The sequence below is a fragment of the Brevundimonas sp. FG128 genome (assembly GCF_057809775.1).
On the sequence record NZ_JBMDKP010000003.1, the window covers coordinates 12,917 to 37,406 of the forward strand.

At 68.7% G+C, this 24,490-nt stretch carries 26 protein-coding genes; 15 read left to right on the top strand and 11 right to left on the bottom strand.

The features are described from left to right. Window positions 1-33: 33 nt before the first annotated feature. On the bottom strand, window positions 34-543 hold the full coding sequence (locus tag ACODSC_RS08570; RefSeq protein WP_488813484.1) for a D-glycero-alpha-D-manno-heptose-1,7-bisphosphate 7-phosphatase: 510 nt from the start codon (window positions 541-543) through the stop codon (window positions 34-36). Further along, window positions 540-1,628 (bottom strand): AGE family epimerase/isomerase, encoded by a 1,089-nt coding sequence (locus ACODSC_RS08575; RefSeq protein WP_488813485.1) that lies wholly within the window; start codon window positions 1,626-1,628, stop codon window positions 540-542. The genes ACODSC_RS08570 and ACODSC_RS08575 overlap by 4 nt, the downstream gene beginning before the upstream one ends. A gap of 176 nt (window positions 1,629-1,804) precedes the next feature. On the opposite strand from ACODSC_RS08575, the gene ACODSC_RS08580 reads away from it, so the two are divergent. From ACODSC_RS08580 to ACODSC_RS08595, 4 genes are all read left to right on the top strand, one after another. Beyond that, window positions 1,805-2,962: a DegT/DnrJ/EryC1/StrS family aminotransferase gene (locus tag ACODSC_RS08580; RefSeq protein ID WP_488813486.1), complete on the top strand. Its 1,158-nt coding sequence runs from the start codon at window positions 1,805-1,807 to the stop codon at window positions 2,960-2,962. A gap of 5 nt (window positions 2,963-2,967) precedes the next feature. After that, the gene (locus ACODSC_RS08585) at window positions 2,968-3,900 is read left to right on the top strand and encodes a Gfo/Idh/MocA family protein (protein WP_488813487.1); all 933 of its coding nucleotides are present in this window, start codon (window positions 2,968-2,970) and stop codon (window positions 3,898-3,900) included. A gap of 48 nt (window positions 3,901-3,948) precedes the next feature. Next, entirely contained in the window at window positions 3,949-4,452 is a 504-nt protein-coding gene (locus tag ACODSC_RS08590; protein ID WP_488813488.1) for a hypothetical protein, read from the top strand. A gap of 243 nt (window positions 4,453-4,695) precedes the next feature. After that, complete coding sequence (locus ACODSC_RS08595; protein WP_488813489.1) at window positions 4,696-5,493, top strand: exodeoxyribonuclease III; 798 nt, start codon at window positions 4,696-4,698, stop codon at window positions 5,491-5,493. 6 nt (window positions 5,494-5,499) lie between these two features. Here ACODSC_RS08595 and ACODSC_RS08600 read toward each other — a convergent pair whose 3' ends face one another. Then, on the bottom strand, window positions 5,500-6,909 hold the full coding sequence (locus ACODSC_RS08600; RefSeq protein WP_488813490.1) for an SLC13 family permease: 1,410 nt from the start codon (window positions 6,907-6,909) through the stop codon (window positions 5,500-5,502). Window positions 6,910-6,998: 89 nt separating this feature from the next. Between ACODSC_RS08600 and ACODSC_RS08605 the strand changes: the two genes are divergently transcribed. From ACODSC_RS08605 to ACODSC_RS08645, 9 genes are all read left to right on the top strand, one after another. Continuing rightward, window positions 6,999-7,835: a hypothetical protein gene (locus ACODSC_RS08605; protein ID WP_488813491.1), complete on the top strand. Its 837-nt coding sequence runs from the start codon at window positions 6,999-7,001 to the stop codon at window positions 7,833-7,835. 238 nt (window positions 7,836-8,073) lie between these two features. Next, window positions 8,074-8,979 (top strand): tetratricopeptide repeat protein, encoded by a 906-nt coding sequence (locus tag ACODSC_RS08610; protein WP_488813492.1) that lies wholly within the window; start codon window positions 8,074-8,076, stop codon window positions 8,977-8,979. A 55-nt stretch (window positions 8,980-9,034) separates the two neighbouring features. Beyond that, a complete protein-coding gene (locus tag ACODSC_RS08615; RefSeq protein ID WP_488813493.1) occupies window positions 9,035-9,691 on the top strand; it encodes an LON peptidase substrate-binding domain-containing protein in 657 nt (218 codons plus the stop codon). A gap of 25 nt (window positions 9,692-9,716) precedes the next feature. Continuing rightward, window positions 9,717-9,911: a Trm112 family protein gene (locus ACODSC_RS08620; protein ID WP_242077553.1), complete on the top strand. Its 195-nt coding sequence runs from the start codon at window positions 9,717-9,719 to the stop codon at window positions 9,909-9,911. A 93-nt stretch (window positions 9,912-10,004) separates the two neighbouring features. Next, the gene (gene gshB / locus ACODSC_RS08625; protein ID WP_488813494.1) at window positions 10,005-10,961 is read left to right on the top strand and encodes a glutathione synthase; all 957 of its coding nucleotides are present in this window, start codon (window positions 10,005-10,007) and stop codon (window positions 10,959-10,961) included. A gap of 15 nt (window positions 10,962-10,976) precedes the next feature. Further along, window positions 10,977-11,663 carry a hypothetical protein gene (locus tag ACODSC_RS08630; protein ID WP_488813495.1) on the top strand — a complete coding sequence of 229 codons (687 nt, stop codon included), beginning with the start codon at window positions 10,977-10,979 and terminating at the stop codon, window positions 11,661-11,663. 60 nt (window positions 11,664-11,723) lie between these two features. Then, the gene (locus ACODSC_RS08635) at window positions 11,724-13,343 is read left to right on the top strand and encodes a YifB family Mg chelatase-like AAA ATPase (protein WP_488813496.1); all 1,620 of its coding nucleotides are present in this window, start codon (window positions 11,724-11,726) and stop codon (window positions 13,341-13,343) included. An 84-nt stretch (window positions 13,344-13,427) separates the two neighbouring features. Beyond that, window positions 13,428-14,990 (top strand): response regulator, encoded by a 1,563-nt coding sequence (locus tag ACODSC_RS08640; protein WP_488813497.1) that lies wholly within the window; start codon window positions 13,428-13,430, stop codon window positions 14,988-14,990. Between the two features lie 43 nt (window positions 14,991-15,033). Next, complete coding sequence (locus ACODSC_RS08645) at window positions 15,034-16,800, top strand: AmpG family muropeptide MFS transporter (protein WP_488813498.1); 1,767 nt, start codon at window positions 15,034-15,036, stop codon at window positions 16,798-16,800. A gap of 4 nt (window positions 16,801-16,804) precedes the next feature. Here the strand turns inward: ACODSC_RS08645 and ACODSC_RS08650 are convergent, their stop codons facing one another. Continuing rightward, a complete protein-coding gene (locus tag ACODSC_RS08650) occupies window positions 16,805-17,209 on the bottom strand; it encodes a YidB family protein (RefSeq protein WP_488813499.1) in 405 nt (134 codons plus the stop codon). A 106-nt stretch (window positions 17,210-17,315) separates the two neighbouring features. Then, the gene (locus ACODSC_RS08655) at window positions 17,316-17,453 is read right to left on the bottom strand and encodes an entericidin A/B family lipoprotein (protein WP_055754663.1); all 138 of its coding nucleotides are present in this window, start codon (window positions 17,451-17,453) and stop codon (window positions 17,316-17,318) included. Between the two features lie 274 nt (window positions 17,454-17,727). On the opposite strand from ACODSC_RS08655, the gene trmD reads away from it, so the two are divergent. Both trmD and rplS read left to right on the top strand, forming a co-directional pair. Next, a complete protein-coding gene (gene trmD, locus ACODSC_RS08660; RefSeq protein WP_488813500.1) occupies window positions 17,728-18,453 on the top strand; it encodes a tRNA (guanosine(37)-N1)-methyltransferase TrmD in 726 nt (241 codons plus the stop codon). A 1-nt stretch (window position 18,454) separates the two neighbouring features. Then, entirely contained in the window at window positions 18,455-18,877 is a 423-nt protein-coding gene (rplS, locus tag ACODSC_RS08665; RefSeq protein ID WP_488813501.1) for a 50S ribosomal protein L19, read from the top strand. Between the two features lie 241 nt (window positions 18,878-19,118). On the opposite strand, the gene ACODSC_RS08670 is transcribed toward rplS, so the two are convergent. From ACODSC_RS08670 to ACODSC_RS08695, 6 genes are all read right to left on the bottom strand, one after another. Further along, on the bottom strand, window positions 19,119-19,604 hold the full coding sequence (locus ACODSC_RS08670; RefSeq protein WP_488813502.1) for a PA2169 family four-helix-bundle protein: 486 nt from the start codon (window positions 19,602-19,604) through the stop codon (window positions 19,119-19,121). A 73-nt stretch (window positions 19,605-19,677) separates the two neighbouring features. Continuing rightward, window positions 19,678-20,475 (bottom strand): tryptophan 2,3-dioxygenase, encoded by a 798-nt coding sequence (locus ACODSC_RS08675; protein ID WP_488813503.1) that lies wholly within the window; start codon window positions 20,473-20,475, stop codon window positions 19,678-19,680. 40 nt (window positions 20,476-20,515) lie between these two features. Next, complete coding sequence (locus ACODSC_RS08680; protein ID WP_488813504.1) at window positions 20,516-20,983, bottom strand: CHAP domain-containing protein; 468 nt, start codon at window positions 20,981-20,983, stop codon at window positions 20,516-20,518. A 111-nt stretch (window positions 20,984-21,094) separates the two neighbouring features. After that, a complete protein-coding gene (locus ACODSC_RS08685; protein ID WP_488813505.1) occupies window positions 21,095-22,222 on the bottom strand; it encodes an acyltransferase family protein in 1,128 nt (375 codons plus the stop codon). Between the two features lie 58 nt (window positions 22,223-22,280). Continuing rightward, entirely contained in the window at window positions 22,281-23,387 is a 1,107-nt protein-coding gene (locus ACODSC_RS08690) for a serine hydrolase domain-containing protein (RefSeq protein WP_488813506.1), read from the bottom strand. An 86-nt stretch (window positions 23,388-23,473) separates the two neighbouring features. Beyond that, entirely contained in the window at window positions 23,474-24,283 is an 810-nt protein-coding gene (locus tag ACODSC_RS08695) for a helix-turn-helix domain-containing protein (protein ID WP_488813507.1), read from the bottom strand. Window positions 24,284-24,490: the final 207 nt, after the last annotated feature.

Consider the following 24,490-nt stretch of genomic DNA (forward strand, 5'->3'; position numbering starts at 1 on the left):
TCGCGCGAGGAAATGCGACGCCTCGGCCTGAAATCAGAGGCCGACGACCTCGCGCACGAAGGCGTCCAGATCACCGCCCTTGAACAGATGGCCCGCCACCCCGGCCCGTCGCCCCGCCTCCAGATCGCGTTTCTGATCACCGATGATGAAGGATCGCGCGGGATCGAGGCCATGCTCAGCGATCGCGCGAAGCAGCATGCCGGGGTTGGGTTTACGGTCCGGATGGTCGGGATGCCGATAGCGCGCCTCGACCGCCTCAGCATGGAAGGGGGCGGAATAGACGGCGTCGATGATCGCCCCACCCTCGGCCAGCCGCTCGACCAGCAAGGCGTTGAAGGCGTGCATCTGGTCTTCACTGAACAGACCCCGCGCCACGCCCGACTGGTTGGTGACGATGACGGTGCGATAGCCGCCCGCCTTCATGCGCCGCACCGCCGCCGCCGCGCCGGGGATCAGCTTCAGGTGTTCGGGCCGATGCGGATAGCCGCTGTCCTCGATCAGCACCCCGTCCCGATCTAGGAACGCTGCCGGAACGCCGGTCATGCGCCCTGTCTCAGCAGTTCGGAGAAGGCCGTCGTCAGGTGGTAGAAGCTGGAGGCAGGCACGGCCTTGTCGTGCGACCGGCCGTCGGCGTCGTAGCTGTCGATCCACAGGCCGGGAACGGCGGTGATCAGATGGGTGTCGAACGTCGCCTCGATCAGATCGACGGCGGCAGACTCGCCGAAGGCCAGGGCGGTGCGGATCGCCTCGGTCTGGGCCCACAGACGCCGCCCCGCATCAAGGGGCGCACCCGAGGCGCCCACCTCGCGGATCATGAAGCCGATCTTCATCCCCTGGGCGACCGCGCGGCGATGCAGGCCGGGAGCCGCCTCCGCCGTCCCGAGCCCGGCGGCCTCGGCCTGGCGCAGCAGCCAGGCCCATTCCTCGAAATGGCCCGGCTCGACGATATGGCCGGTGGCGGGATCGGGCGCCCAGGCCTCGGTGAAATACTCCCGGATCGCGCCGTCGATCAGAAACCGGGTGCGGCACAGCTCCAGCGATACCCGCGCCGCCGCCTCGAACGCCGGGTCGGGCGCCGTCGCCTGCCAGGCCAGCATGGCTTCCAGCAGATGCATGTGCGGGTTCTGACGACGCGGCAGGCGGGGCGGCAGCGCCTCCTGCCAGCCGCCGTGCGGCGCGGCCATCTTGGCGTCGATCGCCGCCAGCGTCTCCAGCGCCAGCGGACGCGCGCGCGGATCCTCCAGCACACGGTGCGCGGCGGCCAGGGCGAACAGCACGAAGGCCAGGTCGTAGAGATCGGCCGTCTCGTCCGTTACAGCCCCCGCGTCGTCGGTCGCGGCGACCCACAGGCCGTCGTCGCGCCGGCAGGTGGCGATCATCCCCTCCAGTCCGGCCTGCGCCACCGCCCGGCCTGCGCCCCAGCCCAGGGCGGCCGCCTCGCAGAAGACGTAGATCTGGCGGGCCTGGACGCGGGTGCGGCGGCGCGCGCCTGTCACCGGCCGGCCGTCGAAGTCCAACAGTTCGAAGAACCGCCCATCGGCGTCCACGCCCCGCTCCGCCCACAGCGGCAGGGCGTGATCGAACAGCCAGTTCGAGACCTTGGTCTGGGCAACGGAAAGCGCGGTCATGGCGCTGGCTTAAGGCGCATCCCGACAGGCGCCAAGAGGCGCAGGGCGTAGCAAAGGGCAACGCGATGTGACGCCGACCGATTTGGCCCCTGCGCGCGATCTTGCTAGGACGGCCCGACATTTTGCGGTCCATCCCCATTGGGCCGCCGCACGATCCCCCGTGGAGAGCGTCCCTCATGATCCCCTTCATCGACCTTCAGGCCCAGCGCCTGCGTCTCACCGGCAAGATCGAGGCCGCCGTCCAGGAGGCCGTCGTCGGCGGCGCCTGGGTCATGGGCCCCCAAGTCCGCCAGTTCGAATCCGACCTCGCCGCCTTTGGCAAGGCCAAGCACGCCCTGGGCTGCGCCAACGGCACCGACGCCCTGGCCCTGCCGCTGATGGCCTGGGGGATCGGGCGCGGCGACGCGGTCTTCGTGCCCAGCTTCACCTTCGCCGCCACCGCCGAGGTCGTGCCGTGGTTCGACGCCGAGCCGGTCTTCGTCGATGTGGACGAGAACACCTACAACATGGATCCCGTCGCGCTGGAGCGCGCCATCGAAGGGATCAAGGCCGAGGGCCGCCTGACGCCGCGCGTGGTCATCGCCGTGGACCTGTTCGGCCAACCCGCCGACTATCCGGCCATCAAGGCCATCTGCGACAAACATGGGCTGAAGCTGATCTCGGATTCGGCGCAAGGATTCGGCTGCACCATCAACGGCGAGCATCCGCTGAAATGGGCCGACATCACCACCACCAGCTTCTTCCCGGCCAAGCCGCTGGGCTGCTACGGCGACGGCGGGGCGGTGCTGACCAATGACGACGAACTGGCCCAGTTGATCGATTCCGTGCGCGTGCACGGCAAGGCCGTGGCCGTGGACCTGAAGGATCGCACCTTCGACCATGACCCGAAGTATCTGAACATGCGCATCGGCCTGAACAGCCGTCTGGACACCATCCAGGCCGCCGTCCTGATCGAGAAGCTGAAGGTCTTCGGCCAGGAAATCGAATGGCGAAACGCCGCCGCCGCCCGCTACAACGAAGGTCTGCGCCCCCACGTCGCCAAAGTCCCGGACGTGCCGGCCGGCCGTATCTCCAACTGGGCGCAATATACGGTCGAACACCCGGACCGCGACGGCCTGATCGCCCATCTGAAGGCCAATGACGTGCCGACCGCCGTCTATTACCCCATCCCGCTGCACCTGCAGCCGGCCTATGAGCATTTCCCGCGCGGGGCCGGCGGCCTGCCGGTCACCGAGCGTCTGAAGGACGTGGTCTTCAGCCTGCCGATGCACGCCGATCTGGACGCGGCGACGCAGGACCGGGTCATCGCCGCCGTCGCCAGCTACAAGGGTTGAACCTGATGCCGAACACCCCCGTCCTCAAGATCGGCGTCGCCGGCGTCGGCGTCATGGGCCGCAACCATGCGCGCGTCGCTTCCGAGATGCGCGAGTTCGACCTGACCGCCGTCTTCGACCCCGACGCCGTGACGGCCGAGGGCGTCGCCGCCGCCTATGGCGCCTCGCCGGTCACGACGGCCCAGGCCTTCGTCGACGCCGGCCTGGACGCCGCCGTCGTCGCCACGCCCAACCGCTTCCATGCCGAGATCGGCGTGGCCCTGCTCGAAAAGGGCGTCCACGTCCTGGTCGAAAAGCCCATCGCCGCCACCGTCGCCGACGCCCAGCGCATGATCGACGCCGCCAAGGCCAATGACCGCGTCCTGATGGTCGGCCAGGTCGAGCGCTTCAATCCGGCGGTCGAGACGGTCAAGCGCGCCGTCGCCGACGACGACATCATCTCCATCCAGATCACCCGCGTCGGCCCCTTCCCGCCGCGCATGGGCGAGGTCGGGGTCGTCATCGACCTAGCCGTCCACGACATCGACATCATCCGCCACCTGACCGGCTCGGAAATCGTCGAGGTCCAGCCGCAACTGGCCCGCACCCGCGCCGACCGCGAGGACACGGCCCTGCTTCAGTTCCGCCTCGACAATGGGGTGATCGCCCACATCACCACCAACTGGGTCACGCCCTACAAGACCCGCACGCTGCAGGTCGCCACCAAGACCAAGTTCGTGGTCGCCGACCTGATCACCCGCCAGGTCACCGAATATTTCGGCCAGCAGCCCGACGGCTCCTATTCCACCCGGATGTTGAACTCCTGGCCGGCCGAGCCGCTCAGGAAAGAGCTGGAAGCCTTCGCCCGCGCGATCGCCACCGGCGAGACCCCGGCGGTGACCGGCGAGGACGGCCTGCGCAATCTCGAGGTCGCCCTGCGTTGCCTGGGCGAGCACTGATCGGACGAAAGCCGCGTTCTCGCCGCAAAACCCGACGAAGAGGTTCGCATGCGCCGTTTCATCGCCTCCGCCCTCGCCCTGACCGCCGTCGCCTCTGCGGCGGCGCCGGCCCAGGCCGACACGCGCTTTCTGGCCTATAATGCGTCCGACCGGATCACCCAGGCCCTGACCAAGGGGGTGACGCTGGAAGTCCGGCGCGGCCTGTTCGGAGCGGTGCGGGTCGAGCGGCTGTTCTCCACCACGGCGCGCGGAACCGCCGGCTTCGAGCGCGGCGGCCCCCAGGACGCCATCCGCGCCCTGCCCGAAGGCGCCCAGGAGAGCGACATCTACGCCGTGGATCAGCAAGGCGACGGCCGCGGCCTGGCGCGCGCCCTGTGTCCCGGCGCCGATCAGGTCTGGCTGGTGATGGGCCGCGTGCGCGCGCCCCGACCTCTGACCATGCAGGCGGTGGGCCGGTGGTCCGACGGCGCCTATCGTCATTGCGTGACGCTGAGCTACGAATGGCGCGGCGAATGGGCCACAGCGCCGGTGTCGCGCACCACGCCAGACTGATCCGCGACCGGACGAAATCCCTCATGTCTCCCGGCCGCCACAGGCAAGGGAAGATTATGACAGTTTGACCTTTTCAGTTTGGCGTGACACTTTGGGCACATGAACGGCGGCGGCCGTTCTACCGCTGCGGATCATATCCCCCTCCCCGGCGGCGAGAGAGAGACGAACCTCCCAGTGCCCGGCCCGTAGCGGCCGGGCCTTTTTTATGGCGCCAAGCCCGCGCTCGGCCTGCTAGAGCGGGGCATGACCCTTCGCCTCGCCACCTGGAACATCAACTCCGTCCGCCTGCGCATCGACCAGGTCGCCCGCTTCGTCGAAGAGCGCGCGCCCGACGTCCTGGTGTTGCAGGAGATCAAATGCACCACGGACCAGTTCCCGCGCGGCGCCTTCGAAGAGATGGGCATGCCCCACCTGCGGGTGGCGGGACAGAAGGGTTGGCACGGCGTCGCCATCGCCAGCAGTCTCCCGCTCGAGGACAGCGACACCTTCCAGGTCTGCAAGCTGGGCCACGCCCGCTGCGTCTCCGCCCGCGTCGCCGGGATCGACATCCAGAACTTCTACATCCCCGCCGGCGGCGACGTGCCCGACCGGGCGCTGAACCCCAAGTTCGATCACAAGATGGACTTCTACGAACAGCTGACCGCCATCGTCGCCAGACAGGACAAGTCACGTCCCCTGGTCATGGCCGGCGACTTCAACATCGCGCCGGGCGAAGGCGACGTGTGGAACCACCGCTACATGTCCAAGATCGTCAGCCACACGCCGATCGAGGTCGAGACCCTGAACCGGCTTCAGGAGACGGGCGGTTTCGCCGACGTGCTGCGCGATCGCTTCCCCGAGCCGCAGAAACTGGCCAGTTGGTGGAGCTATCGCGCCGCCGATTTCCGCAAGTCCAACCGCGGCCTGCGCCTGGACCATATCTGGACCTCGCCCGGCCTGACGCCCGCCGTGGTCATGGACACCGCCCGCATCCACGACGACGTCCGCGAATGGGAGCGTCCCTCCGACCACGCCCCCGTGACGGTCGATCTGGACGTCTGATCCGCCTCAGAACGGGAAGAAGATCGGGATCGCCACCATGGCGGCGATCCAGGTGATCAGGTTCAGCGGCAGGCCCACGCGCACGAAGTCCATGTAGCTGTAGCCGGCCATGTTGAAGACCAACACATTGGTCTGATAGCCGAACGGCGTGGCGAACGCGGCCGAGGCGGCCATCATCACGCACACCAGGAAGGGTCGCGGATCAACGCCCAGGCTCTCGGCCAGGGCCACGGCCACCGGCGTGATCAACACCGCCACCGTGGCGTTGGACAGCAGTTCGGTGGCGAACAGGGTCACGCCGTACAGCACGATCAGCGCGCCCAGCGGCCCCATGGGCCGGATCACGTCGATCAGCCGCGAGGCGCCTGCCTGGGCCAGGCCGGTCACCTCGATAGCCGTGCCGACCACCACCATCCCGGCGATGAGCAGCAGGATCTCGGGCCGCAGCCCCGCATAGGCCTCTTCAGGCGTGATGACCCTCAGCAGGATCAGCGCCACCGCCCCGGCGAAGGCCGACGCCGCGATCGGCGCCCATCCCAGGGCCGCCGAGGCGATCACCAGGGCGAAGACGGCTATCGACAATAGCGCCGGTTTCAGCCGGAAGGGTCGATCCGCCGCGCCGTACAGTTGAACGTCGCCCAGATGGGCGTCGCCCGACCCGTCCGATTGGTTTCGCGATTCACCCAGCCGTGGCAGGCCGAAGGGCAGCAGCCGGCGTCGACGCCCGGACGCCTGAGCTTCGGTGCGGCGCTGGGCCTCTTCCATCTCGGCGATGCGCGCGGCTTCCGCTTCGTCTCGCGCCACGGACCGGCCCAATTGTCGGGCCCCGACGAAATAGAGCCAAAGACCGCCCACCACCGCGATGAAAAGGCCGACGGGCGTGATCTCGAACAGGCCGAACACCGGCTGTCCCGCGTTTCGCGCCATGTCGTTGACCAAAAGATTGGTCGAGGTGCCGATCAGGGTCAGCAGGCCGCCCATCACCGTCACATGGCTCAGCGGCATCAGGAAGCGCTTGGGCGACAGGCGCAGCGACTGGGCGACGTCTCGGATGACAGGCGCAGCCAGCACCACCACCGGCGTATTGTTCAGGAAGCCGCCGACCGAGCCGCACAGGCCGATGACGATCCAGATGCCGGTCGCGCCGATGCGGGCCGCCAGCTGCGTCGCCTGGCGGATCAAAAGGCCCAAAAGGCCTGACAGCTCGATGGCGTAGGCGATGACGAACAGGCCCGCCAGGGCGATGACGGCAGGGCTGGCGAAGGCGCCCTGCACCTCGACGGGTCGCACTACGCCCAGCAACAGCAGGACGGCGGCGCCGGTCAGGGCGACGACATCGGCGCGGACCTTGCCATGGATCAGCACGCCGACCACGCCGATGAGCACCGCCAGGGCGGCGATCTGATCGAAGGTCATGAGCCCGTGCAGACCGCCCCCCATCGCTTTCGTCAACCTTTTTCGCGCGATCCTCCCCAAAACAGCGAACCGCATGCTAGGGTGGTTCCATGCTCGAACCGACCGTGTCGCCTCGCTCGTCGGTCGTCGCGCTCGCGGCGTCCCTCCTCGTCCTGTCCGCCTGTCAGCGGGAAGATGCCGCGACGCCTGCCCCGGCGCCTGCGGCCGCGCCTGCCCAGACGCCGGTGGTGGCGGTGGCGCCCGCCCCCGTCCTCGACCGCGCCGGCCTGTTGCAGGCCATGGATGTCGCCGCCTCGGCCTATGCGGCCGGAAAGGATCCCGGCGGCGCATCCCTCGCCGGTCGCCGGTTCGTCGTTCGTCAGGCCTTCGGCTGCAACGGCCCCACGCCGCCGTCCGCCGACGCCGCGTCAGGCGACGGCCTGGCCGCCTGGTCCTGGGGTGAACGCCGCAAAAGCCTGAAACTGACCCTGGCGCCCGGCGACTGGACCGATTCGCCGCTTCTCGCGGGCGGCGCCGACAGCTGGGAGGCGGCAGAGGGCTTCTGGATGCCGCGCCCCTGGCTGCGCGCCGAAGGCTGCCCCGGCGCCCTGGGCGATCCCCTCGCCAGCGGCCCGGTCGCGCCATCGCCCCAGACCATCGGCCTGGCGGCGGTGTTCGAGGAGGATGGATCGCGCCTGGGCCGCCGCAACGGCCGCGCCTATGACTTCACCCAGCGTGGCGATGGAGACCAGCCTCCGCCGGCTCCGTCGGGCGGTTATCGTCTGGTGCTGGAAGGTCGGATGACCGCCTTCGCCGACGGCCGCGCCATCCGCTGCCGCGCCTCCAGCCCCGATCAACGCCCCGTCTGCATCGGCGCGGTCCAGCTTGACCGTGTCGCTTTCGAAGACGCCGACGGTCAGATGCTCAGCGAATGGCGGCCCGGCTGAACCTTACGGCCGCAACCGGTATCCAGCTTCTTCTTGCCCGCCGCCGCCCTGCATCTTGCTAAACCAGAGCCGATCCCTCTCGCAGGGAGGTCAATTTTCGCACACTTCAGACGATTCAGACTCTGTTCGCTGCGGCGCGAGTCTGAAATCCCGGCGCGACCAATTCGCCGCTTGATGCCGACGCATCCCGACGCCATCTGATCCGTTGACCCTGACCGACCCTGCACGGACCTCGCCTATGACCCTCGTCGATCCCACCCTGTCGCCCAAACCTTCCGACGACCTGATCAAGGAAGGCACCGACGCCTCCTTCATGACCGACGTCATCGAGGCGTCGAAGCATCAGCCGGTCATCGTCGATTTCTGGGCCACCTGGTGCGGGCCGTGCCGGACCCTGGGTCCGGCGCTGGAGAAGGGCGTGCGCGCCGCCAAGGGGGCGGTGAAGATGGTCAAGATCGATGTGGACGCCAATCCGGCCTATGCGGGCCAGCTGCGGGTGCAGTCGATCCCCACCGTCTACGCCTTCGTTGACGGCCAGCCGGTGGACGGCTTCCAGGGCGCCATCCCGGACAGCCAGATCAAGGCCTTCATCGACAAGCTGACGGGCGGCCAGGGCGGTTCGACCGAGACGGCGCAACTGCTGGAGCTGGGAGAGGAGTCGCTGGGCCTGAACGACTTCGGCGGCGCGGCCCAGGCGTTTGCTCACGTCCTGTCGATCGAGCCCGAGAACGAAAAGGCCATCGCCGGCATGGCGCGGGTCTATCTGGCGGGCGGCGACCACGAACAGGCGCTGCAGACCATCGCCATGGCCCCCCAGGACTCCAAGGAGCCGACGGTCCAGAGCGTGCGCGCCCAACTGGCCCTGGCGGCGAAGGCCCCATCAGGCGCTTCGGCCGAGCTGGAGGCCAAGGTCGCGGCCGATCCGAACGATCACCAGGCCCGGTTCGATCTCGCCGAGGCCCAGAGCGCGGCCGGCGACTTCAAGGGGGCGGTCGACAATCTGCTGTCCATCATCCAGGCCGACCGCGAGTGGAATGAACAGGCGGCGCGCAAACAGTTGCTGGTCATCTTCGAGGCGGCGGGCCTGACGTCCGACGTGTCCAAGGACGGGCGGCGTCGGCTCTCGTCCATTCTGTTTTCGTAATCCAGAACAACCGGGCCTCAAGTCGCGCGAAGCGCGGTAGGCCCCAGGAGAAGTGATGCCGCAGGGCTATGTCAGGGCGCTCGATCTGCCGCAGGTGATCCCGGTCTTTCCGCTGGGCGGGACCATCCTGCTGCCGCGCGGGCAACTGCCGCTGAACATCTTCGAGCCGCGCTATCTGAACATGGTGGACGACGCCATGGCGGGGGACCGGATCATCGGCCTTGTCCAGCCCAAGGGCGGGACGCCGGTCCTGCCCGGCCTGTCGCCGGTCGGCTGCGCCGGGCGGATCACCAGTTTCGCCGAGACCTCGGACGGCCGCTATCTGATCACCCTGACCGGTGTGTCGCGGTTCCGCATCGCCGCCGAACTGCCGTCCAAGGCGCCCTATCGCCAGGTGCGCGCCGCCTTCGAGGCCTATGAGGACGATCTGGCGACGCCGCCGGAGGAGCCGGACTTCGACCGCGACGCCTTCCTGGACGCCCTGCGCGCCTATATGGCGCATCGGTCGCTGGACATCGACTGGGACACCGCCGAGAGCGCGCCGATGGAGGCCCTGGTCAACAGCCTGTCGATGGCCCTGCCGTTCGAACCGGCCGAGAAACAGGCCCTGCTGGAGGCCATGGGTCTGATGCCCCGCGCCGAGGTCCTGACCGCCCTGCTGCGCATCGACGCCGCCGACGCCGGTGACGACGCCGCGCCGTCCATGCAATAAGCGGCCACGCTTTCAGGAAACCGCCATGAGTGATGCCTTCAACACCCCCGTTTCGGTCGATCCTCGCCTGCTTGAGGTGCTGGTCTGCCCGGTCACGCGCGGCAAGCTGACCTATGACCGCGACGCCAACGAGCTGATCTCGACGGGGGCCAAGCTGGCCTATCCGATCCGCGAGGGCGTGCCGATCATGCTGGCCGAGGAAGCGCGGCAGCTGGACTAGGGCATCAGTCCACACTGACATCGACCATCCACTGGCCTGAAGCGCGGCGCGCTCAACGGGCCTCAAGTAGCGCGAAGCGCGATAGGCCCAAGCATGACCCTCAAAGTCGCCATCCAGATGGACCCGATCGAGGCCGTCGACATCGCCGGGGACACCAGCTTCCTGATGGCTGAGACGGCCCAGGCGCGCGGGCACAAACAGTGGGTCTATGACTTCCGCACCCTGGCGCTGGAGGAGGGCCGCCTGTACTGCCGTGCCCGGCCGATCACCGTGCGGCGCGAGGTCGGAAACCACGTCGATTTCGGCGACTGGGTCCGGCTGGATCTGGCCGAGGACGTGGACGTCATTCTGATGCGTCAGGATCCGCCGTTCGACATGGCCTATGTCACCGCCACCTATCTGCTGGAGACGGTCCACCCCCGGACCCTGGTGGTCAATGACCCGGCCCAGGTGCGCTCGGCGCCCGAAAAGCTGATGGTCACCGCCTTCCCCGGCCTGCAGCCCCCGACCCTGATCTCGGCCGATCCCGTCGCCCTGACCGCCTTCCACAAGAAGCACGGCGAGGTGGTTCTGAAACCGCTGCACGGCAACGGCGGCTCGGGCGTGATCAAGCTGCGCGCCGACGATCCCAATCTGGACGCCCTGATCGAGATCCACGCCGGCGCCAGCCGCGACCCTCTGGTGATCCAGAAGTTCATCCCCGCCGTGTCCAAGGGCGACAAGCGGATCATCCTGATCGACGGCGAGCCGGTGGGCGCCATCAACCGTGTCCCGGCGGCCGGCGCCGTCCGCTCCAACCTGCACGTCGGCGGCACCGCCATGCCGGTCGAACTGACGCCGCGCGACCTGGAAATCTGCAAGGCCATCGGTCCGACGCTGAAGGAACGCGGCCTGATCTTCGTCGGCATCGACGTGATCGGCGACTATCTGACCGAGATCAACGTCACCTCCCCCACCGGCGCCCAGCAGCTGAAGACCTTCACCGGCATCGACGCCACCGCCCTGATGTGGGACGTGATCGAAAGGAAACGCGCCGACGCTGCGGCGTGACGGGAGGGAAAACCGATGAGACGACTTCAACCGGCGCCGGCCGCCCTGGCCGTCGGCCTGACGTTCTGTGCGTCGTCCGCCCTGGCGCAGGAGGCGCCGCGCCGGCCGTCCGTGGAGACCTTGGAACGGATCATCGAAACCCGCACGCCAGAGATTCGCGTCGCGGCGCCGGACCACGACCGCATCACCGCCCGCCGCATCGATATCGTGGATGAGGACGGGACGATCCGCATGACCCTGTCGGGCCAGACGCCCGCCCCGATCATCGACGGCATCCAGTACAAGCGCGCCTTCAACGTGTCCGGCCTGATCCTCTATGACGAGAACGGCAGCGAGCGCGGCGGCTTCGGTACGGCCGACGTGGACGGCGGCATGGCCGTGCTGGCCCTGGATCATCCCGCGATGGACGCCATCGGCTGGCGCGTCTCGCCCGACGGCGCGGTCAGCTTCTCGATCAATCAGGCCCCGCCGCTGGTTCGCGAGCCGGCCCTGGGCGACCGGCTGGTCCCGGGCGTCGAGACGCCGACGCGTATCCGGATGGTCGTGGCCGCAGATGGGACGCCGGCCATCGCCCTGAACGACAAGGCGGACCGGACCCGCCTGCGCCTGACGGTGACGGACGAAGGCTATGGAGCGATCGAGTTCCTCAATGCCCAGGGTCAGGTGATCCATACCCTGGCTCCCGAGGCCGATCTGCCCTGACGCCCCTTGCAGCCGAACACGGTTCGTGGTTTGTTCCTTTGATTGCAAAGGGAGGCCGTCATGGTTGCGCGAGTCGTTACGGTCGCCTTCGACGGGGTGGAAGCCCGGCGCGTGGACGTCGAGGTCCAGCTGGTCGGTCAGAACCGGGAGACGGTCTTCACCATCGTCGGCCTGCCGGACAAGGCGGTGGCCGAAAGCCGCGAGCGGGTGCGCGGCGCCTTTTCCGGCATCGGCCTGGCCCTGCCGGCGGCGCGGATCATCGCCAATCTGGCGCCCGCCGACCTGCCCAAGGAGGGCAGTCATTTCGACCTGCCCATCGCCCTGGCCTTGATAGCGGCCATGGGGGTGATCGCGCCCGACGCCCTGGACGGCTGGGCCGCCATCGGGGAGCTGGGGCTGGACGGACAGACCGCGCGGGTCGGCGGCGCCCTGCCGGCCGCCGCCGACGCCGACGCCATGGGCCTCGGTTTGATCTGTCCCGAGGCGACGGGACCGGAGGCCGCCTGGGCGGGTGGGGCGCGCATCCTGGCGCCGCGATCGCTGATCGGCCTGGTCAATCACTTCAAGGGAACCCAGGTGCTGCGCGCGCCCGAGCCCGGCCCGCTGGCCAGCGGCAAGGCCGTGCCCGACCTGCGCGAGGTCAAGGGCCAGGAAAGCGCCAAACGCGCGCTGGAGATCGCGGCGGCCGGCGGTCACAACCTGCTGTTCATCGGCCCGCCGGGATCGGGCAAGTCGATGATGGCGCAACGCCTGCCGGGCCTGCTGCCGCCCTTGACCTCGCAGGAACTGCTGGAGACCTCGATGGTCTGGTCGGTCGCGGGCCTGATCGAGCGCGGCGCCCTGACCCGCGATCGACCGTTCAGAAGCCCGCACCACTCGGCCTCGATGGCGGCGCTGACGGGAGGAGGCCATCGCGCCAAGCCGGGCGAGGCGTCGCTGGCGCACAATGGCGTGCTGTTCCTGGATGAACTGCCGGAATACAGCGCCCAGGCCCTGGATTCACTGCGGGCGCCGCTGGAGACGGGCGAGATCGTGGTCGCCCGCGCCAACGCCCATATCCGCTATCCGGCGCGGTTCCAGCTGGTGGCGGCCATGAATCCCTGCCGCTGCGGCATGGGGGGGGCCGGACGCGGCGCCTGCGGCAAGGCCCCCCGCTGCCAGCGCGACTACCAAAACCGCGTTTCCGGCCCGATGTTCGACCGGATCGACCTGACGGTGGAGACGCCGCCCGTCACCGCCGCCGACATGGCCCTGCCCCCGCCCGCCGAGGGCACGGCCGAGGCCAGGGCGCGCGTCGCCACCGCCCGCGCCATGCAGGAAGACCGGGTGCGCGAGGCGGGGCTGGAACCGGCCCAGGGCCTGAACGCCCGCGCCTCGGGCGACACCCTGGACCGGTTCGCCACGCCGGACGAGGCGGGGCGTATGCTGCTGATGCGGGCGGGCGAGGCCGGGGGACTGACGGCGCGCGGCTGGACCCGCACCCTGCGCCTAGCGCGCACCGTCGCCGATCTTGACGGTTGCACCGGCGTGCTGCGCCGCCACATCGCCGAGGCCCTGATCTATCGCCGCAACACCGTCGGCGCCGAGGCCGATTTCGACCGGCGCGTGGCGATGCGGAGCGATGCGACCTTCGGGATGCGCGAGGACGACGGAGCGCAGACGCCCTTCCTTCATTCGTGACCCCAGACCCTCCACGAGGCGGAACGGCATAGGGACATCCTTAACCCGGGGCCCCCTAGGGTCCTTCGCAACGGGAAGGCGACCATGGCGCGACGGGCGGCGGCGAAACGGATCGAGGATCAACCTCACGAAGAGGGGGCCGCGCAGGTCATCGACCCGGCGCAGCAGTTCCTGCGGCTGATGAGCCACGAGATGCGCACGCCCCTGAACGGCGTGATCGGCATGATCAACCTTCTGCAACGCACCCGGCTGGACGGCGCCCAGCGCGCCTATGCCGAGAACGCGCGCCAGTCGGCCGAACATCTGCTGGGCCTGGTCAACGACCTGCTGGACTATGCGCGGCTGGAGGCCGGGGCGCTGGAGTTCGACCTGGCCCCGGTCGATCTCGAAGGGCTGGTGCGCGGCGTCGCCGAACTGCTCAGCCCGCGCGCCCACGACAAGGGACTGGAGATCGTCTGGTCAGTCGCCGCCGACGCGCCCGACGTCATGGCCGACGAAGGCCGTTTGCGGCAGGTGCTGTTCAACCTCGCCGGCAATGCGGTGAAGTTCACCGAGACCGGCGGGGTGCGCATATCGGTCGAACGCGTCGGGGGCCCCGCCAGCCGGCCGCGCCTGGCCTTCCTGGTCGACGACACCGGCCCCGGCGTGCCGCCCGAGGCGCGCGCCCGCATCTTCGAGGAGTTCGGCCACGCCGATTCGTCCGACGCCGTGCGTCAGGACGGCGCCGGCCTGGGGCTGGCGGTCGTGCGCAAGCTGGCCGAAGCCATGAACGGCGCGGTCCGGGTCGAGGACCGCCCCGCCGACGCCAAGCCCGACAAACCCCGACGCGCCGGCGCCCGTTTCCGCTTTGAGGCCGCCTTCGCCGCCGTCCCCGGCGCGCGGGACCGACCGCTGGCGAACCAGACGGTCGCCGTGCGGTCGCCCGACCCCTTCGTCCTGTCCGCTGCGACCGCCCAGATCGAGGCCTCGGGCGGCAAGGTGGCGGCCAAGGCGCCCGTGACCCTGATCGACCACGCTTCGGCGCCCGCCGGCGATATAGCCGCCCTGCCGGCAGCCGGGCGCGGCGTCATCCTGCTGAAACCGTCGGAGCGAGACCTGGTCGCCCGCTATCGCACCGCCGGCTTCCATGGCTATCTGATCAAGCCGCTGCGGCGCGCCTCCCTGGCCGAACGGGTGCTGGCCGCCGTCGGCGCCGCCGCCAGCGATCAGGGCGCTCCCGTCGCTACGCCCCCCGAGGACGACCGCGTCGCCCCCGTGCAGTTCGCCGGCGTCCGCGTCCTGCTGGCCGAGGACAATCCGGTCGGGGCCCTGCTGGCCCGCACCCTGCTGCGACGCGAGGGCTGTATCGTCGAGACCGCCGCCACCGGCGACGAAGCCGTCGCCGCTATGAAACGCGCCCGCTACGACGTCATCTTCATGGACATGCGGATGCCCGGCATGGACGGCCCGGCCGCCGCCCGCGCCATCCGCGCCACCGGCGACGAGACCCCCATCCTGGCCCTGACCGCCAACGCCTTCGCCGAGGACCGCCGCGCCTGTCTGGAGGCCGGAATGGACGACCATATCGTCAAGCCGCTGGACGCCGAGGCCCTGCGCGCCGCCCTGGCCCGCTGGACGAAACGCGACATCCGCGCCAAGGTCGGCTGAGTTACAGGCGCCCGTGTTTCCGGCCGCCGCGCCGGAGCCGTGCATGACCGACCAAGCCCATCCCCCCGCCGACGGCGGGTCCGCCGAACGTTTCGGCGGGCTCGCCGTCTATGGCGAACGGCGCGTCTTCATCATGCTGCTGCTGGGCTTTTCGGCGGGCCTGCCCAATCTGCTGATCTTCGACACCCTGTCGACCTGGCTGCGCGAGAGCGGTCAGACGCTGGAGGTGATCGGCTTCTTCGCCCTGGCGACGCTGTCCTATTCGCTGAAGTTCGTCTGGGCGCCGCTGATCGACCGGACCGCCGTGCCCTTGCTGACTGCGCTGCTGGGCCATCGCCGGGCCTGGATGCTGGTGACCCAGGCGGTGATCATCTTCGGGCTGTGGTCGATCTCGACCCTGAACCCGTCCAACGCCCTGATCGCGGTGGCGGGCTTCGCCGCCCTGGTCGGCTTCTTCGGCGCCACCCAGGACATCGTCATCGACGCCTGGCGGATCGAGGCGGCCGACGATACCCGCCACGGCGCCATGGCCGCCGCCTATCAGATGGGTTACCGCGTCGCCATGATCGTGGCCGGAGCCGTGCCCCTGGTGCTGGCCGATCTCTACAACTGGAACCTCTCCTACGCCGTGATGGCCGCCCTGATGGGCGTCGGCATCGCCGGCGTTTTGTTCGCGCCGCGAGAGAAGGCGCATTCGATCCGCGCCATTCCGGTCGGGGACGTGCCGTCGCGACCGAAGCTGGAGATCTTCGAATGGATCGCCCGCCTCGCCGTTATCGGGATCGCCGCCATGTTCCTGGGTTCGGGCCTGACGGGGCAGTCGGCGCCGCTGAACGCCCTGTTCGGCCTTTTCGGCCTGGGCGTGGACGGCAAGGCCGCGGTGGCCGCCGCCCTGTCGGCCAGACCCGAGGGCGTCTATCTGCAGTTCGCCCTGGTCTTCGTGGGCCTGGCCGTCATGGTCCTGGCCTGCTGGCCCCTGCCGGGCACGAAGACGCGGCCCGGCGCCTATCTGGCCGGATCGTTCGGCCAGCCCCTGGCCGATTTCTACCGACGGTTCTCAGGCGTCGCGACCCTGATCCTGGCCCTGATCTGCGTCTATCGCCTGGCCGACTTCGTGCTGAACATCATGCCGCCCTTCTATATCGACCTGGGCTTCTCCAAGACGGAGCTGGCTGAAGTGCGCAAGGTGTTCGGGGTGATCATGACCACCCTGGGGGTCGTGATCGGCGGCTGGTCGGTGGCCAGGCTTGGCCTGATCCGCACCATGGTCATCGGCGCCTTCATGAGCCCGGTGTCGAACCTGATCTTCGCCTGGCTGGCCACCCAGGGCCACAGCCTGTCGGCCCTAACCGTCGCCATCGGCGTGGACAACATCTCCAGCGGCTACGCCGGGACGGCCCTGATCGCCTATATGTCCAGTCTGACCTCGATCGGCTTCACGGCGACCCAATACGCCCTGTTCACATCGCTGTACGCCCTGCCCGGCAAGCTGATCGCCTCGCAATCGGGCCGGATCGTAGAGGCCTCGGCCCGCGCGGCCGAGGGGACAGGACCGTTCGCCGGCCTGCGCGCCCTGTTCGCCAACCTGCAGCCCGGCGTGCTGACCACCGGGGCGGCGACCAGCGGCGTCACCCCGGCCGCGCTCGGCGCCGGCTATGTCGCCTTCTTCCTCTATTCGGCGATCATCGGCGTGTTCGGCATCGTCCTGGCCTTCATCGTGGCCGGCAAACAGACCGCCTTGCAGGAACGCCAGAAGGCGACGGCCGAACAGGACGCAGCCATCGCCGCGACCGAGGGCCAGCCGTCCTGACGCCTCAGCGCTTCAGAAAGCCGCCGATCATGTCGCCCAGCCCGCCGGCAAGCCCACCCGGCAGCTTGCCCAGCAGGTCGTCGGCGCCGTCGATCTGACCGCCGGGGGTCAGGCGGTCGATGGCCTCGGGCAGCAGGCCCGCCAGGGTCTCGCCGGCCTGTTCGGGAGAGACGCCCATCTTGGCGGCGATGTCGGCGATGGGGCCGTGGCCCAGGACGGCCGTGATCTGCTCGGGCGAGATATTGGCGTTGGGCCCCGTGCCGACCCACGAGCCGATCACGTCGCCCAAGCCCGCCTGGCCGAACTTTTCCGCCAGCCCGCCGACGCCGCCCTGGCCCTTGAGCAGGTCGGCGAGGCCCCCGGCCGCATCGTCGCCGAGGCCGTTCAGCACATTGTCGAGAAAGCCCATGGTCGGTCTCCTGTCTGGGCGCCGACGATAACACCGCCGTGCGACGGATACGAGAAAGGCCCGCCGGGGATCCGACGGGCCTCTTCAGGTTCGGCGGACCGAAACCTTAGTTCTTGGCGTCGTTTGCGCCGGTGGTGACGGCCGAACCGGCGGCCGAGACATCACGGCCGGCGCCGGCGATGGTGTTGCAGGCCGACACGGCCAGAGCGGCGGCGACGATGGTCAGAGTGATGATCTTGCGCATGGTGAAAACCCCTTGTTGTTATGGTCAAGCTCCGTCCAAACGCCGATCCCGGCCTTGGGTTGCATCGGCGTGAAATCCGAGCGCTTCACGGGCTCGGCCGTGTCGGAACGCCGCAACACCTGGGGCTCGCGACGCTGGGCGACCGTTCGACATCACGGGCTTCCATCCGACCCTCACCCTTTCGCCTTTCCGATCGCTGCGCTCTCGGAGGCTCAAGCCCTCTCCCATTGGGAGAGGGAGGCAATAGCGCGCTTTTCGTGTAAGAGCCGCCGCCATGCCCTTCACCGCGACCGTCCTGACCATGTTTCCCGAGGCCTTTCCCGGCCCGCTCGGTGTGTCTCTGATCGGCACGGCCTGGCGCGAGAAGGGCTTGTGGAGTCTGGATACGGTTGACATTCGCGCCTTTTCCACAGATACGCGCGGCTTCCTGGACGACACCCCTGCGGGTGGCGGCCCGGGAGCTGTGCTTAAGGCGGACGTGGTGGCTCGGGCGGTGGATAGCCTGCCGGGACCAAAGCGGCCGCTTTTGTACATGAGCGCCAGGGGTCGGCCCCTGACCCAGGCGCGCGTCAAGGAATGGGCGAAAGCAGACGGAATCGTCGTGCTTTGCGGTCGTTTCGAGGGGGTGGATCAGCGGGTGCTGGACGCGCGCGGGTTCGAGGAGGTCTCGGTCGGAGACGCGGTTCTCGCCGGCGGCGAGGCGGCGGCGATGGTCGCGATCGAGGCGTGCGTAAGACTGATCCCCGGCGTGCTCGGCTCAGGCGACAGCCTGTCGTCCGAAAGCTTCGAGGATGGACTTCTGGAACACCCGCAGTACACGCGACCGCGGACGTTCGAGGGGCTTGAGATACCCGAGGTGCTGGTGTCGGGCGACCACAAGAAGGTCGCACAATGGCGCGAGGCGCAGCGGGAGACGACAACGCGGGAGCGGCGGCCGGACCTCTGGCAGGCGCATCTCGCCAAATCACAGCTAAAGGGCGCGAAGCCCGAGGAGAAATGACATGAACATCGTTCAACAGCTGAACGCCGAAGAAAAAGCCCGCGTCCTGGGCGAACGCAAGATCCCGGACTTCCAGCCCGGCGACACCCTGCGCGTCAATGTGAAGATCAAGGAAGGCGAGCGCGAGCGCGTCCAGGCCTTCGAAGGCGTCTGCATCGCCCGTGACGGCGGCGGCATCAGCGAAACCTTCACGGTCCGCAAGATCTCGTTCGGCGAAGGCGTCGAACGCAAATTCCCCATTCTGTCGCCGAACGTCGAGTCGATCGAAGTGAAGCGCCGCGGCGTCGTGCGTCGCGCCAAGCTGTATTACCTGCGCGATCGTCGCGGCAAGTCGGCCCGGATCGCCGAACGCCAGACGGTCCGTCCCGTCAAGGGCGCCGTGGTTCCGGAAACCGGCTCGGCCGCCAAGGGCGACGACGCCTAGGTTCAGGCACGACACTGAAATGACGAAGGCCCCGGCGGAAACGCCGGGGCCTTTTTCGTATCACCTCCCCGCCCGCGAAGGCGGGTGGGGAGGACAGACCGCGTCAGCGGTCAGGAGGGGGCGACTCGGTGGAGGACGTCGAGCGTCGCCTTCATCGGCCGACACCCCGTCGCCCCCTCCTGGCGACCTGCGGCCGCCTGTCCTCCCCATGCGCCTTCGCGCATGGGGAGGTGAGCGTTGGCTACTGCGGATACAGCGGGTTGTCCGCGTCGCGCTGGCCTTCCAGGCTGTGCTTCAGCGCCTCCATCTGCTCATGCTCGGTCTTCACCGCCGCATAGGCGCGGCGCACCGTTTCGCGCGTGGTGGCGGAGATGCCGGTGTCCTCCAGCGCCTTTTCATACTTGCCGGTGATGAAGCCCTCGCCCGAGTTGATCGAGCCGACGACGGAATCGTCGTTGCGTAGCAGGGCGTGTTTCACGTCCAGGAAGGCGCGGTGAGCCTTGGCCAGGATCGAACCGTGCGGCTCGGGATCGCCGCCCAGGCCGCGCACGGCGGCGGACAGGTCCTCGACCACCTGCTGGCGCTCGGTGCTGCGGCGCTCGAACAGGGTGCGATAATGGGGGTCCTGGGTCTGTTCGGCGGCCTCGCGATAGCCGTCCGCGCTGTCCAGCGTCGTTTCGATCAGGCCGTTCAGAACCTTGATGTCGTGGGCGTTGGGGTTGGTCATCTCGTCTATTCCTTCCGCTGTGGCGGTTGAACGGCGAAATGGGCGGGCGGGGCGTTGGTTGCCCCCTGCGACATCAAAGTTTGGTGCGAAGCGACCACAGCTCGGGGAAGCAGCGCTTGGTCAGGGTCGAGGCCAGATAGGCTGCGCCCTCCGTCCCGCCGGTGCCGCGACGCCGGCCGATGATGCGCTCAACCGTGACCACATGCTTGTGCCGCCAGGTCAGCAGGGCGTCGTCCAGATCGACCAGCTTCTCGGCCAGCTGATACAGCACCCACCAGCGCTCGGTGTCGCGATAGACCTCCAGCCAGGCCGCCTCGACGGCCTCTGACGGTTCATAGGGCTGGGTCACGTCGCGGTTCAGCACCGCGTCCGGCACGGGCAGGCCGGCCTTGGCCAACTGCGCCAGGGCGTCGTCATACAGGCTGGGGGCGGCGATGGCGGCCTGAAGCGCGGCCAGGGCCTCGGGTCGGTCCTCGTGGAACTTCAGGAAGCTGGAATCCTTGAGCCCCAGCATGGCCTCGAACCGGCGGAACTGGTCGCTCTGGAAGCCAGAGGACGAGCCGAGCGCCCCCCGGAACCGCAGATAGTCGGCCGGGGTCATGGTCGACAGGATGTCCCAGCTGTGGGTCATCACCGCCTGGATGCGCGAGACCCGCGCCAGGCTCTTGTAGGCGGGGACCAGATCGCCGGCCCGCACCAGCCGCTGGGCCAGGGCCGTCTCGTGCAGGATCTGCTTGAGCCACAGTTCCTTGGTCTGGTGGATGACGACGAACAGCATCTCGTCGTGCTGGTCCGACAGCGGATGCTGGGTCGAAAGCAGGTCGTCCAACGCCAGATAGCCGGCGTAGGTGATGTCGCTGGATTGGGTCATGCCCGCCTATCGCCCGACGGGGCGGGCGGCGCAAGGCGGCTTAGTGCTGGCTCTGGCCCGTGGCGTTCGACGCGATCTGGCGACCCGCGTCGAAGGCGTCGCGCGCGCCTTTATAGATGAAGCCGTAGGTCGGATAGACGGTCGTGCCCAGGTCGTTGATCGGATTGTACCAGACCTTGACCTGCGACCAGTCGTTGGACGGCGAGACGTCGACGACGGTGACGTTCTCTTCGACCTTGCCGCGGCTGCCGCCCCAGTTGGCGTGGGTCACGCGCACCACGCGGTCGGTCAGGATGTCGGAGACGACGGCGACGTGGCCCCGGCTCATCCGGCCCTCGGGACGGAACACCAGAACCGAACCGGTCTCAGGCGCGTCGCCGGTGCGGAACTTCGCGGCGGCCTGACGCCACCAGGTCCAGGCGTCGCCGAAGATGTTGATGCCCGAGAACATGCGGGCGAAGGTCACGCACTGCCAATACGGCTCGTCGGCCTTTGCAGAAGAGGGCACGGCGCCCAGTGCAAAAAATCCGAGGGTCGCCGCAACCGCGGCGGCTTTGAGCCGTTTAATCATGCTGTGGCGTATCCCGACTGCCGATGCGTCGAGTTACACCATACGAATCTAGGATTGAAAAACCCTTTCCGGCGTACCGCCGTCAGGCGTATCGGCGCTTGACGCCGTTTTCCGGCGGGCGGCCATCCCCCTCAAAGCCTTGCGAGCCGGGTGTTCCACCAGATGGTAGGACGCCGCCGCCACGACCGGCAACAGGGCCAGAATCGCCAACCACACGAAAACGTGAAGCTGCTTGTCGGGCGCATCCGTCAGCTTGGCGGCCAGGCCGACGGCCAGCAGCTTCCACGGCACGCAGACCATATAGACCGAATAGCTGATCTCCCCGAGATAGACGGCCGGCCTGGACGCCAGCCACCCGGCGCGTTCATTGGGCAGCGAGGCCAGCGACAGGATCAGGCCGCCGGCCAGCAGCACCGTCAGCCCGTCCCACAGGCTAAGCGCCGCGCTCAGCACCATCAGGCCGAAGGCGACGGCAGCGCACAGCCAGGGCGCCTTCAGCGGCGCCTTGCGATAGACCAGGTAGAGGGCGCACCCCAGGGCGAAGCACGGCACGATCCGCAGCGCGCCCCAGCGGATGGTGGCCTCGGTCAGCGCAAATCCGGCCAGCTGCTCGAACGCGAAATAGAGGATGGCCAGGAAGGCGGCCGCGCCCACCACCGCCGCGATCGGCCGCTCCCTGACGCGCCAGAAGACGAAGGCGAACAGCGGGAAGCACAGATAGGCGAACCACTCCGCCGAGATCGACCAGGACGGATGGTTCCAGCCCGCCACCGGCGCCAGGCCCCAGGCGTGGACCATGAACAGATTGGCGGGCAGCGACGCCCAGCTCAGCACATTGCCGTCCACGCTCATCCCCGCGAACAGGGCGGCGGCCGCCAGCAGGCCGACCCCGATCAGGGTGGCGACATGCAGCGGATAGACCCGCGCCACCCGCGCCCACAGGAAACTTTTATACGAGAACGACTTCTCGCCCGCCGCCTGCAGATAGACGTGGCTGAGGATGAAGCCGGACAGGACGAAGAACAGCTCGACCCCCAGATACCCCTTGGCCACCAGCCCGGACTGACCCGCCCCGGCCAGGTTTTCCCAGAAGGAATAGACAGCCACCCAGATCGCCGCGCCGAAGCGCAGGGCGGTGATGGGGCGAAGATCGGCGGGAGTCTGAACCGGGGTCATGGTCTCACCTTGGCACGTCAGGCTTTTCGAACCGTGAAGGCCCGCAAGGGTCGTGCCTTCAGCGCATGGCCGCCAGCGCATGGTCCGCGATCAAGGTGTCGGCCAGCCCGTGCGGATTGCGGACATTGTAATTCTCGGTCGTCACCACCACGACGGCGTCGAGGTCAGGCACGATCACCACCTTGTTGCCGCCCGTGCCCGCCATCGCCCAGGCCGGATGCGGCCGTCCCCCGACCTGATAGGTCGGCAGCCAGACCAGATAGCCGTAGTCGCCCCTTTCCGGGGACACCGTCGAATGCGGGGCGACCATGGCGCGCGCGAAAGCCTCGGGCAGGACCTGACGTCCCTCCCACCGCCCGTGGTTCAGCAGCAACTGCCCCAGCGCCAGCAGGTCGCGGCTGCGCAGGCCCAGGCCGCCGCCGCCTTGGGCCAGACCCGTCGGCGACATCTGCCATTGCTCTCCCTCGATCCCGAGCGGGCCGAACAGGGCCTCATGCGCGAAGTCCTGAAGCGGCTCGCCCGTCGCCTTCTGCACCACGGCGCCCAGGGTGGTCACGCCGGCGGTGCAATAGCTGAAGGCCCGGCCATAGGGCTGGTCCTCAGGCTTGGGGATCCAGGCGGGAAAGCCGCGAAGCGGCAGGTCCATGGCGAACTTCACCCAGTCCTCGATCAGATACATCCGTTCCTCATTGCCGCGCGAAAACGAATTGTCGTCGTCGCATTCCAGCAGCGAACTCATGGTCAGCAGGTCTTCGACCGTGATCGCGGCCTTGCGCGGGTCGGGATTGTCGAACGGGCCGTGATCCGCGACGAAGGGCATGACCGGGGCGTCCACGCTAGCGATGTCGCCGCGCCCGACGGCGGCGCCGACCAGCATGGCGGTGACCGTCTTGGTCACCGAACGGGTGTTGCGACGGCTCTCGCGGCCCGCCCCCTCGGCACTGGCCTCGTCGAAATAGACCTCATGGACCAGCCGGCCGTGGCGGGCGATCAGGACGCTGGTGATCTTCTGGAAGGTTCCGGCGCGGACGGCGGCGTCCATGGCCGCCAGCCCCTCGGCCGAAACCGCCTGGGTTTCAGGTGCGGCGACCGGCCAGTTCGGCTCGGCCATCACGGGTGCGGAGACAAGTGCGAGCCCGAGGGTCGCGAAAAGCAGATGACGCATGACGGTCCTTGAAAGGGGAGAAGACGACGACCCTGTCCCACGTCGGCGAAGGGGCGTCTTGAACAGGTGAAACCGGCGGGCAGGCTTCAGGCGAACAGGGCGCGATAGCGGGCGGGCGTCAGGCCGTAGAGGGCGCCGAACTCGCGCGTCATATGGCTCTGGTCGGCATAGCCCGCGCCCAGGGCCAGTTCGGCCAGATCGCGCCCGCGCGCCATCAGGGCCGCCGCCCGGTCCGCCCGCGCCCGGCGAATGGCGACGGCGGGCGAACAGCCGAAATGCCGGCGATAGCGGCGGGCCAGGGAGACGGGATGCACCCCCACCAGGCGGGCGACCGTCGCCACCTCCAGCCCCGGCCGGTCGGCGAGGTCGTGCAGCACCTCATGGGCGCGCAGCAGCCACTCCGGCGCCGGATCCTCGTCCAGCTCCCCCGGCGACAGGACCGCGGCCGCCAGGTCCAGGGTCAGCCCTTCCATCACCACCGCGTCGCCCGTCGCAAACCGCCCGGCCACCCCGACCAGCCGTCGCGCGGCGCCCTCGGCCCGCAGTCCCCGAAGACGCAAAGGATCGCCGCGCCCGGCCCCCTTGGGCGGATCGAAACTGATCGACAGAAAACGACCGCCCGCCACGTCGAAACAGTCGCGGTGTTCGACGCCCGGCGGGTTCCACACCAGGGCGCCGGGGCCGAAGGCGGCGTCCCTTGGCGTCAGGGGATCATGGGCCAGGCTGCGGTATCCGCCGTCCAGGGCCAGGACGAAATGGGCGTCGTCATGGGCGTGCAGCTCCACGCCCTCGGGCGGCCGGCTGGCGACCCACAGGCCGACGCGAAAGCCCCCGGCCTCCACCGTCCGCGAAGCCGCGCCGAAGAAGTCGCCGGACGACAGATGGGGTCTGGCCATGACACGAACCTCGCGCGGCGTCTGCGGCCACGCTTGGCATCATGCGCGGGGTTTGGAAAAAAAGAAAAGGCTAGGAACCGTGGCCATCGCTCCCACGACGCCGATTACTGATCCAGAAACGCCTAGGGGTGCAGTCCGCCTCGACGCTACCGTCTCCACAATTACCTCGCCGGGTTCAGCATCGTCCCCGGTAGCAAGCTCTGGACC